Origin of the sequence: aff. Roholtiella sp. LEGE 12411, from assembly GCF_015206995.1 — a bacterium.
Lineage (GTDB): Bacteria > Cyanobacteriota > Cyanobacteriia > Cyanobacteriales > Nostocaceae > Komarekiella.
Genome location: NZ_JADEXR010000165.1, coordinates 1 through 13,014, shown reverse-complemented (window position 1 = coordinate 13,014; position 13,014 = coordinate 1). Strand labels below are relative to the sequence as shown.

At 40.3% G+C, this 13,014-nt stretch carries 10 protein-coding genes; 3 read left to right on the top strand and 7 right to left on the bottom strand.

Annotated elements, in window-relative coordinates:
* Positions 1 to 102 precede the first annotated feature (102 nt).
* From IQ246_RS24855 to IQ246_RS24845, 3 genes are read right to left on the bottom strand one after another with little or no spacing between them, the layout of a single operon-like run.
* Positions 103 to 996 (bottom strand): hypothetical protein, encoded by an 894-nt coding sequence (locus tag IQ246_RS24855; RefSeq protein WP_194005992.1) that lies wholly within the window; start codon positions 994 to 996, stop codon positions 103 to 105.
* Positions 997 to 1,005: 9 nt separating this feature from the next.
* The gene (locus IQ246_RS24850) at positions 1,006 to 3,480 is read right to left on the bottom strand and encodes a filamentous hemagglutinin N-terminal domain-containing protein (RefSeq protein ID WP_194005991.1); all 2,475 of its coding nucleotides are present in this window, start codon (positions 3,478 to 3,480) and stop codon (positions 1,006 to 1,008) included.
* Between the two features lie 10 nt (positions 3,481 to 3,490).
* Positions 3,491 to 3,925, bottom strand: a complete 435-nt coding sequence (locus IQ246_RS24845) for a GNAT family N-acetyltransferase (RefSeq protein ID WP_339379200.1) — start codon at positions 3,923 to 3,925, stop codon at positions 3,491 to 3,493.
* Between the two features lie 813 nt (positions 3,926 to 4,738).
* On the opposite strand from IQ246_RS24845, the gene IQ246_RS24840 reads away from it, so the two are divergent.
* The 3 genes from IQ246_RS24840 (at position 4,739) to IQ246_RS24830 (ending at position 8,798) form a co-directional block, all read left to right on the top strand.
* Positions 4,739 to 6,484, top strand: a complete 1,746-nt coding sequence (locus tag IQ246_RS24840) for a ShlB/FhaC/HecB family hemolysin secretion/activation protein (protein WP_194005989.1) — start codon at positions 4,739 to 4,741, stop codon at positions 6,482 to 6,484.
* 115 nt (positions 6,485 to 6,599) lie between these two features.
* Positions 6,600 to 7,265, top strand: coding sequence for a pentapeptide repeat-containing protein (locus tag IQ246_RS24835; protein WP_194005988.1), 666 nt, complete (start codon positions 6,600 to 6,602; stop codon positions 7,263 to 7,265).
* Positions 7,266 to 7,325: 60 nt separating this feature from the next.
* The gene (locus IQ246_RS24830) at positions 7,326 to 8,798 is read left to right on the top strand and encodes a hypothetical protein (RefSeq protein ID WP_194005987.1); all 1,473 of its coding nucleotides are present in this window, start codon (positions 7,326 to 7,328) and stop codon (positions 8,796 to 8,798) included.
* Between the two features lie 66 nt (positions 8,799 to 8,864).
* Here IQ246_RS24830 and IQ246_RS30615 read toward each other — a convergent pair whose 3' ends face one another.
* The 4 genes from IQ246_RS30615 to IQ246_RS24810 all read right to left on the bottom strand — a co-directional run bounded on the left by IQ246_RS30615 (position 8,865) and on the right by IQ246_RS24810 (position 12,813).
* The gene (locus IQ246_RS30615) at positions 8,865 to 9,617 is read right to left on the bottom strand and encodes a DUF4670 domain-containing protein (RefSeq protein WP_244142156.1); all 753 of its coding nucleotides are present in this window, start codon (positions 9,615 to 9,617) and stop codon (positions 8,865 to 8,867) included.
* Positions 9,618 to 10,082: 465 nt separating this feature from the next.
* On the bottom strand, positions 10,083 to 10,760 hold the full coding sequence (locus IQ246_RS24820; RefSeq protein WP_194005986.1) for a hypothetical protein: 678 nt from the start codon (positions 10,758 to 10,760) through the stop codon (positions 10,083 to 10,085).
* A gap of 57 nt (positions 10,761 to 10,817) precedes the next feature.
* Complete coding sequence (locus tag IQ246_RS24815; protein WP_194005985.1) at positions 10,818 to 11,195, bottom strand: four helix bundle protein; 378 nt, start codon at positions 11,193 to 11,195, stop codon at positions 10,818 to 10,820.
* A gap of 61 nt (positions 11,196 to 11,256) precedes the next feature.
* Positions 11,257 to 12,813: a hypothetical protein gene (locus tag IQ246_RS24810; RefSeq protein WP_194005984.1), complete on the bottom strand. Its 1,557-nt coding sequence runs from the start codon at positions 12,811 to 12,813 to the stop codon at positions 11,257 to 11,259.
* Between the last annotated feature and the right edge of the window lie 201 nt (positions 12,814 to 13,014).

Genomic DNA, 13,014 nt, shown 5'->3' with positions numbered 1-13,014 from the left:
CTCCCCTCCTAATGATTATCATTTTCACACTCAGTGAGATTTAATTTCCTCAAAGCCTTATGTAGTTTGAATCTTGGTGTATTTCATCCTGATTCAGGCTTGTCAATATTTAGATGCGTTTGCCCTGACTGCTGGCTGAATCTGTTGAGTAATACTAGTGCGAATAGTGGCTAAATTTGTTTTACCTGATTTCACCTCTATCGTTAGCCATTCTTGAAAATCTAATAGCAAATTCAAGTGCTGTAATTGAGATTGCAATTGTACTTCTTGAGAGGTCGTTGATGAATTATTTATTTGCTGATAAATATCAAGGGACTCTAAGGCTTTTTTTTGAACTAAAAAGCTAGCTTCTTTTTTGAAAGCTGGTTCTTCTGTTGAACTATAGTTATCTCTTGCTTGTTTGTAAAATGAATTTTCAGTATTTCCCAAAGAGAGTAAAATTCTGCTATGGTCAGCAGATGAAAGATTTTTAGCAGTTGAAAGTATTTTTTCCAAAACTATTTTTGATTCATCTAGCTTACCAATTGTGCGTAATACATCTCCCAGGTTATGCCATGCCAACAGATCCAGAGGTGTTAGCTTTTGCTGATCAATTGCTTTCGTCAGTAGTTCTGTTGTAGATTCAGTAGATTGCTCTGAGGGGATGACGCAAATATCGGCATCTGCGTCTAACTTTAAAGCTTCTAAAAGTGTAGTACAAGCCCGACGATTTAACCCTAAAGCTTGTAGGGCATAGTTCTGGTTGATTAAACTGCCTGTAACGCCCTCCTGATAGTGAATTTGACGATAAATTTTTATGGCTTCTTCCCAGTCTTGAAGTGCTTCTAAGGCTCGTCCTTCATCAAAATATTTTTTTCCTCTTTGGGTTAATAATCGTGCCTGATTATGTCTTTTATCTGTAGCATAAGCAGGAGCAATAAATGCTTTGTTATTAAACGTAAATAACCCTGCAATGCTTAGAAAAAAGTATTTAGCCCAATCTCGACGTTTAATCATTAATTTTTACTAAAATTGATTCAAGCCTACCTTTCTAATTTCGTCGGCGCATGGATTAGCAGACGATGCGCTGTTAGCACTGACTGACCCAGAATTTGTTGTCAAAAAAATTCTGCCGTCAGATTCTTGTACCACAGCTTGTGCTTCTAATATTTGCGTAGGCTCTTGACCCCTTGATTTTAGTTTTCCCAAATCATTATCGGACTGATCTAGAAGAGAGTTGTCTTGCCAAATAGGGTTTTGAGATGGCAGATTGCTACGACTAGGAAATAAACCGTCGTGTCCACTAACAACGAAAGTACTTGCTATTGTGTCCGATCGCCCTTGACAGACTGATGCAATCTTTGTATCAGTTTGAACTGCTTCTAGTTCTATCTTGGGTTGCACATTGTTTCCTATTAAAAAGTTAACCTCAACTGTGCCGTTAACACCTCGCTCAGAACTGGCTGTAATTTGGCTGTTGGCAGAAAGGAAAAGCCCTTTAGTATCGATTTTGATATTACCTCCCCTTCCTTCAAAAGCATTGGCAGTTATGCTACTGTCTCCTAAAGAGAATAAGTTTTTCGTATTAATAGTTACGTTCCCGCCGTCACCATTACTACCTTGCTGTCCAGCAGTTGCTGAGATATTGCCGTCGCGCAGTTGCAAAAGATTTGAATTGATGTCAATGTCACCACCTTGACCTACAGCAGTGGTTGCAGTAATACCTCCGTTATTTGTGACGTTGATGCGATTGGCGTTAATTTCAAGTTTTCCTGCATCACCTAATCCCGCATTCATGACGCTGACTTGAGCGCCTTTTGTAACATTCAAACTCTCAGTATTAATTGTCACATCTCCAGATTTTCCAGAAGGGACTGGAGGGAGCCTGAATAAGTTTTGTAAGGTTGGGGCAACAACATTAGCACTGGAGTTCACTAAACTAGGCGTTTTAGATCCAGGGATTGCACCACTAATATCTACGGATTTGGAGGCATTGATAGTAACACTTCCACTATCGCCACTTGCCAAGGTCGAAGCATCAACTCTTCCACCATTGCGAACTATTAGTTTTGATGTGTTGACTCTTAAGTTGCCAGCTTTGCCAGTATTGAGAGTTGTGGTACCAATAATGGATTGCTGAAAAATTATTGGTGCATATCCTGTTACTGATATGAAATCAAATGCATTTGCCGTTACATTTCCTCCTGTCCCTGTTCCAAATGTAGAAGATGTCAAAGCACCTCCTCCTTTAATAATCAATCGTCCCGTTGATAATTCAATATTGCCTGCATCTCCAGAGTTGAAAGTTGAAGCACCAATGGAACTAAAAACACCAGGATTACGAGGCGAAACCCCAAGCAATTGTATAGAATCAGAGGACTTCACAACTATGTTGCCGCTTGTTGCAGCACTAAAGGTTAAAGCATTTATTTGTCCTCCATCCCTAATGATTAAATGTTTGGACGAAATTGCAATGTCTCCAGCTTTGCCCAATCCGACAGTTTCATTCCGTAAGCTACCAGCAATCATCGCAACTGGATCTGTACCGCTGATATCTAAAAACTCAGAAGCATTTACCTTTAACGTCCCTCCTGAGAGTGATCCTTGGTTTTGAATTAAGGATACTGAGCCATCAGTAAATGTAATGTTATGTCCTTGCATCTGTATAGAACCAGAAGTAATCCCACTAGCGTCGGCTAGAGCGCGTTTTGATAAAGAAATATCTTGAAAAGAAAATACATTTTTGTACTCCAAATTCCAGCCAAAGGTTGTTGGATTAATATTGACCAAACCGTTATTGCCAACACTACCTATTTCGATCCGCCCTCCTTCTGCTGTAATCGTACCACCCTCTAAAATCACATCACCTCCAACAAGCGCTAGAGTCCTTCCTGGCTGCACTCGTAAACCTGTTAAGCTGTTACTTCTGACAACTGGTGAAAATGCTAAACCAATTAAATTGTGTCCTGCGCCTTCGACGCGAATTGGTCTTGGATTAGTACTCAGTTGTAAACCTATTGGTACATTAATGCTCAACAGAGGAGTGGTTTGAGGATGTGTAGCACTAAACTCAAAACCATCTCTAAATATCAGGCGATTCCCTGTACTGGCTAAAAACGAACCACCGATATCCAAACGTGCATTTTGTCCAAAGACAATCCCATTTGGATTAAGCAAAAACAAATTAGCTGCACCATTGGCACTAATCAAGCCATCAATATTAGATATGGAGCCGCCGGTAATCCGGGTGATGATGTTCTGGATATCTAACCCATTATTAAAATGAACGCTAGTTCCAGTAGGGACAGAGAAGTCTTTAAAACTATGAAACACGTTACTTCCTACTTGAGTACCTCCTTCAATACTTCTAGTATCGCCATCTAATTTAATAGTTGTGTTGTTAGGTAAATTATTGTCTGGAATGATTTGAGCCTTTACAGAAAAATTTGTTGAGCAAATAAAAAGCAATGAGGTAAAAGTAATTAAATTATTGTATTGCACTTTCTATACTTTATTTAATATTGTTTTCTTTTAGCAGAAGTTCTCTTTCTATGTTGCCATCAAAGCCAACTTGGTATTTCATGAATACCACAAACCCATTCAGAAATTTCTTTCGGGCTTGAGATAGTCGAAATTTATATTTAAGTGAAGACGGTAAATCATTAAATTCAACAGGTACAAAGCCTTTCTTCACGTAAAAGTTAACAAGCTGATGATTTACACATTTTAAGTAAAGAGGTTGAGTAGCTTGAGAAATTAAATGTTGCATTAGGAAATTTCCTAAGCCTTGTTTGCGCCATTTTTTTACAACATATAAACTGCCTAGCTCTTGCGCTAATTGAAATTTTCGTAGCTGTCCGAAGGCTACTAAACACCCATCACATTCAATTACCCAAAATTGCTGCCATCTTAATTGATTGAGGTCAAGTCTTGCTTTAAATACCACAAAAACAATTGACCATGTATCAAGAGATACAGCTTTGCGAAGAGTGCATTCAGACGGCAATGAAAAGTCGCAGTGCATCATCTGTTCAAAGTCTCGTTAAGTAATCCACTGTATCAGATAACAGTTATACAGTTAGGGGTTTTTACCAGGGCGGCCGCATCATGTCAATAAAAGGACTTTATTCTCAGTAACCTCAAAATTAGTCGCATTAATTACTGCTTATTGACATATATTTAGCGTAGGCGTAGCCCGTCGTAGACATCACTTTGAGGCTTGGAAAATAAATCAAACGAGAAATATTGATTTTTTCGTTGATTCTTAATCTTGGTCGTGATCAAGAGTACTTTAGATGCGTTTGCCCTGGGGTCTTTACGAAATGAGACAGCGATTGCGGATGCCGCCTCTGTCTATATGCTGTTGCACTATCACTTCGCAAAAAATACTGGCACTTTATATTGTCAATGCATGTTTTGTTGTTCATGGTTTTTGGAAAACTTAGTGAGCCAATAACACGGGAAACACTAATCGATTCAAGGCAAAACGCAAAGTCTATTCGTAAGAACAAAAGCTATGCAAATCAGTTGTTTATCCTATGGTTAACAGCAATTATAAACGCTGTTAACTACAATTTTTTATGTTCAAACTTTCTTTGATCATAATTGCCAATTTAGGGCTACCTTGTCAACCGAAAGTCAGGATTTTAACCTTAAACTTCATCTAATGCTTGTTTGCTTGATATTAAATATTTGAAGTGTAATAAAACAGCAATTACTGTACAATTTCAGAGTTTACGGCAATATATCATACCATCTGATGACCGATAAATCCCCCAAAAAGCGCATATTGCCCTGGCTGTCTTTAAGCCTATTGATACTATTTGCTACAACCATCAGACCATTACATGCACAGACCACTACACAAGTACCAAACCTCCCCCCACCGCAAGACATTCAGCCGCCTACACCAGCGCCACAACCTTCACCTCAGTTACCCCAACAACAACCTTCACCAGAACTAATCCCGCCACAACGACCAACCCCACCATCCGAATCAATCCCCAATAATTTCAGGGGAACAGTCACAGTTAAACGCTTCTTGATTGTAGGTAGTACAGTTTTCAGCGAGGAAGAATTAGCTTCAGCTGTGTCCGACTTTCTCAATCGTCCACTAACTATAGATGAGTTGTACGAAGCTCGCTATACAATTACCAATCTATACATCAGAAAAGGTTACGTGACATCTGGTGCTTATATTCCACCTCAAGAAATTAGTCCGGGTTCAGGTGTCGTTAAAATCCAGGTGATTGAGGGTAAGTTAGAAGATATCAAGATAACAGGTACTCGACGACTTTCTTCTAATTATGTTCGCGATCGCCTGAAATTAAACACAACGGGGCCTGTAAATGAAAAGCGCCTGTTGGAAGCACTGCAACTGTTGCAGAACAATCCTTTAATCAAAAGACTATCTGCTGAGTTGTCGCCTGGGGAGAAGCTTAACACAGCTATCTTAACAGTCAACATAAAAGAAGCAGACACATTCAGTACCCAAATAGTACTAGACAATGGGCGATCGCCAGCCGTAGGAAGTTTCCGCCGTCGTCTACAAGTAACTGAAGCAAACTTGTTGGGATTTGGAGATGATTTGACTATAGGTTATGCCAACACTGATGGTAGTAACACATTTGATGCCAGCTACACAATACCAGTCAATCCCAGGGATGGGACAATATCTTTTAGCTACGGAACTTCGGCAGCTAATGTTATCGAAAAACCTTTCGATATCCTGGATATCCAAGCAGAATCCCGGCAGTATGAATTGACGTATCGACAGCCAATAGTCCAAACTCCTACACAAGAATTTGCGCTTGGCATAACTGCTTCTAGGAAAGAAAGCGAGGCTTCGTATTTGAACGAAGGGTTTGGGCGAATACCGTTCCAATCTGATGGCGCAGACGAAAAAGGAAACACAAGGGTATCAGCAATTCGATTTTTCCAAGAGTGGGTATCTCGCAATAACCAAGAAGTATTTGCAGTGCGATCGCAATTAAACTTGGGCATAGGAGCATTCGATGCAACTATTAATCAAGATGCTCCCGACAGCCGCTTCTTCAGTTGGCAAGGGCAAGCGCAATGGGTGCGATTACTGGCTCCTGAAACCTTACTTTTGCTCCGGCTCAATACTCAACTAGCATCCACAACGCTTGTACCTTTGGAACAGTTTGGCGTGGGTGGACAGGAGAGTGTGCGGGGCTATCGGCAGGATTTCCTGCCGGCTGACAACGGCGTATTTGCTTCAGCAGAAGTGCAACTACCAATTCTGCGTGCTGGTGGTACATTGCAAGTGATTCCGTTTGCAGATTTCGGCGTGGGGTGGAATTCTGGTATACAGAACCCCGAATCGAATATGTTAGCTAGCGCAGGATTAGGATTGCGATGGCGTGGGGGCGATCGCTTCAATGCGCGTATTGATTGGGGGATTCCGTTGGTAGAGATGGATTCAAACGGAAGAACTTGGCAGGAGAGCGGGGTGTATTTTTCTGTTATTTATAATGCTTTTTGAGTTCAAGAATCCTTACTATGAACGTGAATTGTTTGGTAGACTATTGTTATGTTTGCCCTGTAGTAAAAGCTGATTGTGTAGCTTGATTGTGAATTTGCTGAAGAGGTTAAAAATAATGATTTTAAAATGCTTGAGTGAAAGTTTTCACAAGTTAATATATCCCCGAATTGCTAATAATTATTGGCAGTTGGAAACTATTAAGCAGAAAGATATTTTGACATTGGAGGAAGCATCGTTATATCTAAATATCCAGACAGGAATGCTATTGGAGGAAGTAGGGTTAGGCAAACTTCCTGGTGGACAATTGGCAGGGAGGTGGCGATTTTGTAAAGATGCTTTGCTCAATCACTTCTCTATTTATCACGGCAATGGCCCTTGGATTGGTGAGGAGAATGTAGAGGAGGAAACTGAGGTTTGTAAGGGAGAAACCATATCCAGAGTGATTGAAGATTACAAAGCAGGTAGAAAAGACTTTAGTGAAATCGATTTAAGGGGAGCAGATTTCAGAGATACGGATTTATCCGAAGCCGACTTTAGTGGCAGTTGGTTGTCAAGAGCCAACTTTGAAGGCAGTATTTTGAGAGGAGCAGAATTTCAATCAACTCACCTTAGAGAGTCCAATTTTCGAGGTGCTAATCTCAGCTATGTTAATTTTCAAGGAGCAGATTTAACTGGGGCAGATTTGGGTCAAGCTATTCTCGTTGGTGCTAACTTGTCGGATGCAATTCTGTTGGGGATAGATCTTTGGGGAGCTAACATAGAAGACGCGAAATTTAGATGAAAATTAGGACATAAACTTGTTAGTCTATATTTGAGCAGTTGTTAAGTATTGCTGAATATAATGCCGGATTCTGCCCGATACAAAGAAACTGGATTAGAGGTTTATATAATAGATCTCTGTCATCAAATCATAATAGACTCTTCTAGTGCCGAGAGGATAAGGAGGACAGAATATATTTGTTTGAACTGCAATGTAGCAATGAAACCTGTCGCCATTTTGCCTGAAAATATCTCAGTTCCTTACTTTAGAACTAAAAAGAACCACCAACATGACCCTGTTTGCTCTATATATACTTATGAGAAATACATAAGTACACGTCGTAAAAACCCAGTATCTACTCTATCAGAATTTACCTGTGGTTATCCAAATCAGTTATGTTTAACAAGTTTTAAAGCAGTTATCAATCAGGATCAATCTCAAGCTATAGAAAGAAGTAAAACTATACAAATTCAAATCAAGCCTCGTCAGGAAAACAATAAAATTCGGAGTTGGCAAGTCAAGACAATTAGTCCATTGGTTAAACAGTTTATTAACCTGACCCATCCAATAGATAGAGCGTTACCCTTATGTGTCCCAGGAGTTTCTGTCAGCACTTACGGAGAAATTTTTCAAAAACTCACATATAAGCAAGGATATCGATATGATCCAACTAGAATTTATTTCGTACGATTACAATATAAGTCTAAAATAGATTTCAATAATAGTAAAATTAGAATTCCTCTTTTTGAAGGAAATTGGCAACAGGGAGAATTGATTGATCAATATTTTCTTGAAATTGATACCAATGGTTGGCCTGACTCGCACAAAAATGTATTGGAAAGGCAGATAAATGCTTGCCTGCTAGAATTAAGTGAGAAAAGAAGAGAGAATAATGTACAGCCTTGGATATTTTTTCTAGGTCAGCAAGCTACAGACAGTAGTTGCGTATTCAACTTACTACATAATGATCATAAATTATTTTGTTGTATAGTAGATAGTGCTTTAGGTACTGAGAAAAATAGTACAATTGCTACTCCCCATCAAATTGATAAAGAAAGTTTAACAGTTGAGGAGCCGATTCAAAAAACTTCGTCGCGTCCTAAACTTAGAAAAGATGAAGAATCTGTAAATAAACCTTCAATACCTTTAAAGCCCAAAAATCAAGACAATCAAACTCCTTTCAATAAAAAAGATTCTTTTGATTTGAAGCCTGAAGTAATTCCTAGACCAAGCTTTAAAAAAGATGAATCACTACAAAAATCGCTAGAGAAAAGTCAGTACGCATACGATTCTCAATCTCTTCCTAGTCCAAATGAAGGAAATAATATACCCTCATTTCAAGAGCAGATAAGTTTCAAAGAAGTAGGGATTGATGATAGACAAAATCAACCTACTTTTGAGGAAACTCCAGTTAATAACGATATTAGTGAACAGTCCCAAAATAAAAAAGGCTTCAAAAAACAACAGACAAATGGATTGAAGAGTATTATAAATATTCGGCTTCAACAGTTCAAAAACTGGTTGAGGCAAATTTTGCAATGGTTACGTAGTTAACAAAATTCAATAATCAATAAAATGATGACAGAAAGACTGTTGAAAATTGACGAAAAAGGTAACGATTTACTCATCATCATCACACCACTCACCGTAAGCCTCTTCCGGATGTTCTTCGTACCACCTTCTTTCTTCTTCTAGAGCGATTTCTCTTTTGATTCTGATTCTTTCTAGGGCTTCTTTTTCTGCTTGTTCCTTTCTCTGCTGGTCAACACGTTCTTGCCTTTCTCTATCCTGCCTTCTTTTTTCAAATACCTCATTTTCTATTCTGTCTCTTCTAAGCTTTTCTTGTTCTTCTCTTTTTCTTTCGATTTCAAATAATCGCTGCTCTTTGCGCTCACAGTAAAAATCCAAAGCCTTACCTGTTATTCCTCCGGTAGCTGCACCTCCAATTAAAAACACAAAGGCAGTTTTCCAACCTGCGATAGGATTACCAATCAGATCCAAAGTACCTTCATTAAGCCAAACTAGCAGAGCGAAAATCACGATTCCAACTACTGTGTTAACGAGTGCAAAGGCGTTTGGTATAATTTTGGACTGCCGCAGTATCAGCCATTGTCCTAGGGTAAGAAATACACCAAAGATGAGGGCAGCGATCGCGCAAAGAAAAAGATTACCTGGGAAAGTGAATGGATCTACTTTCAAATTAATTATTAGGACGAAACTAATCGCCCCCCAGGTCAAGAGACTAACGAATAGACTTGCACTAATTGCAAGAAACCAGTAGGACAGTTCATCTAAGCGAAACTTTAGCAACTGGTCTTGGATGATAAACATTGTCATCCAAAACGCAATACCCGCTGTCAAGTAATCAAGCATTAATTATATAGATTGAAAATCCGGGCAGTTTTCACCAGACCATCCACGCGCGTGTATCCCGCAGACTAACATATTACCACCATACTCAACCCCGTGATAATTGTCGCAATCAATGCAAGTCAATGGTTCTTCTTCATTACTTTTGCCGATATATGTTATTCCATGATACAGGCATGGGCTTTCTTCGTAGTATTGATACGGGTATTTATATGTAGTACAAATGTCTGATACTTACATTTAAATACATTGAACCGGAATATATTTTCTGCCCTGGACACTTCCTCAATTCTGCGTTTAAGTTCAGCTTCACAACGTAAAAAGTAAAGCCTTACTTCACCACCTTTTTTAGTGTAAATACAATCTCTGGTGTTAATTCCATCTAAAATCCTCGAATTACAATTTTTTAGGATCAATATTTGATTTGAAATACTTTACGCATCAACCTTGAAGTTATACATCATCCGGCTATGGTTCGCCCTTGACTTGTCCCAATTCTGTGGTTTCTTGCTCTTTTACGGGGATACTCTCATTGCCAGTACCCTTTGCATCTAAAATTACTGTATTGCTAAAAGTAGTAGTTACTTTTCTGATTTCCGGCAAGATACCTAAGAATAAAGAACCTACCAAAACTAAAATTAAGGGATTAGCTTTGGCTAAATTAAACCACCAGCGCCAATCCTTAAAATTTGGTAGTTGAGGTAGTCGTAAATTCCAAAAGTTGAAATTACCAAACCCGATTCGCACTTTACTCCCTGGCAACCACTCTTCATCAAGATTGACGAAAATCACCTGTATACGCGGGTTTTGTTCAACCATTGAGGCAGTTTTGAGGGCTGATGGTTGCGCCCTCGCATCAGGTGTGAGAAAACCCATAACTACGAGCTTGTGTGTATTGTTTAACCCGTAAAGGTTAAGTTGCCCGACCGCTTGGTAAATGGTGTCGCGGTCGAGATATTTCTTCACCTCTGCGATCGCTCCATTTTGCCAACTGGTAACTATATCGGCCCGTCCTCCGTTGGCTTGAACTTCCAGTTGAGTTTGGAATCCGCGTTCTTTTAAGCGATCGCTCAGGTATTGTTGTAAGTCTCGTTCCTGCCAGCGGTCAGGAAAACCAGCAGCTTCACAAAATTGAGATGGGAGCATGAATTAGGGGTGTGGGGTATAAGGGTGTAGGGGTGTAGGGGAAGAGTAATTGCTAATTTACTTATTTTTGTTTTCCAATGCACGGATTAAAAGTAATAACAGTTTTCCGACTGACTCACATTGCTTGAGGATAGTGTTTACTGTTTGTGATGACGCTAATTCAACCCTGATTGAGAGTAGTAAATGTGTTTCTAGTTCTTTAAGTGAACCTTGCGCTATGTATAAGAACTGAATATACTCCCCTCTAGTTCTTCGTCCATAACCTTCAGCAATATTAGCTGGAATCGATACTACTGCTCTACGGATTTGCGATGTCATTCCATAAATTTCCTCTTTAGGGAATGATTTGGTTATCTTGTAGCAACTTTCGGCAAGATTCATAGCTTCTTGCCAAACTTTCAAGTCTCGATACGATTGTGTTAAAGCTTGTGTCATATATTTCTCCTAGCATTAATTTCAATTCCCTACACCCCTATACCCCTACACCCTTACACCCCTAATTTGGAATTTCTTCAAATCGATAAGCTTGAAATCTTTGATCCAACAAACCAGACTGGACAATTCCGTCGCCACGACCCTGAAGTGACGTAACTGCCTCACCCCGACGCATCAAAATCATGCGTCCGGAAGTGCCGTCAACACAGCGAAAAGCAATTCTACAAGGAAGGTTGTCACGTAAATCTGGGGGTAAACCTTGCGGGTCTTCTTTACCTCGTTTAGCTCCACGCTGCAACCCAATGACGACATGAATTTTCAAACCCCTGCCACGGCGCCCGACTTCACACAACTGTTGGTCGTAAGCTTTGCGTAAAGCATCCTCAAGCGGGACAGTCCCTTTATACTCATCGATAAACAATATCCAAGCCTGCTGCTGCTCTAGTTCAGCTTTGGTCATAGAGTTACGGCGATCGCATTCTAAATAGTATTCGCCAACAAACTCGAAGGTTTTCCCCATATCATTCATGGTAATGGTGGGGAAACGATCAGCGAAATCTTCGTAGTCCGAAACTTTACCCCCGCAGACATCTACCCGCGCCCCTTGCATTAGTAGACAATAAGCCGCAGCACGGAAAAAGTTAGATTTACCAGAACCCGTTGTACCGACGACCAACAATTGCGGGGTGTCCTCACTGGCCAAATTAATAACCACTTCTCCATCTAAGGATTGACCCAGAATTATCAAGCGATCGCCGCCCTTCCAGTGCCTAACGGGTAAGTCATAGTAAGTGCGGTCTTGTGGTTTCAAGGGAATTTCCACAGCTATCTGTTCTGGGGCATATATATAGAAGGGCAAATCTTCTTTTTCACTGATGCCCAATGCCAGCTTGCTTGCGGCTTTGAATTTGGGCAAAGTGTTAAAATCTTCAGTTCTAACTGAAAAAATTAGTCTCTGGTAGCTGGGTGCTTTGTCCACTCGTAGGCACTCGGTTTGAAGTCCCACAACTGTTGCCGCTTTTTTTAGCCCTTCTATCTTGGATGATGAGGGTAGCTCCGTAGATACTGCTGTACTAGGAGTAGCCACTGTCACCACCTCACCATTAGCACTTTTTAGCGCTTGCTCCCTTTGCTGTGTCTGCTGCGTCTGCAATTCCAATTGACGTTGATAAATCTGGGCTTGCAGTTTAGCCTGCTCTAGCTGCATTTCCGCTTCAGATGTTGCCAGCAGCACATTCCCCAGTCCTTCACCATTTTGGATCATGCCTAATGCCATGCGATTGACTGCCCCACTTTGTCCTGTAACTGCCAATACTTCATTGAATAAGGGTGCTGTTTGTTGCAATAGTTTTAGCTGCCGTTCAGTTTCTTTATCCGATTCCTCGTACAGTCGCTTCCTTTCGGCTGCTGATGAAAGATACTGCAATTGTTCAGTAGCCTGGGTATCCTTCATCGCCGCAAGCATATCTTCTTCGCGCTCAAAATCCTCGTAATGTTTTTGCAGCTGACGTAATTCCAGTCCCGCACAACTAGCTAGGGCGATCGCAGCGATATTGGCAGGTATCACTAGTTTTATGTGCTTGGGATTGACAGTTAAGAGCAACACTAAACTAGTCAATCCACTTGCTCCAATTCTCAACCAAGAAAATAACATTTACCCCATCCAAACGCCAATCCAACGGCGATAACTTGGGGAGCATCCCAGTTTTTTGCAAAGAAAGCGAAAATCAGTCAGGATAAGTAAGACGAGTGTATTTACTTAGCGATGACCCCAGAACAAAAACAAGCTCTTCAAGAACACATTCAAGCGATCGCTAAA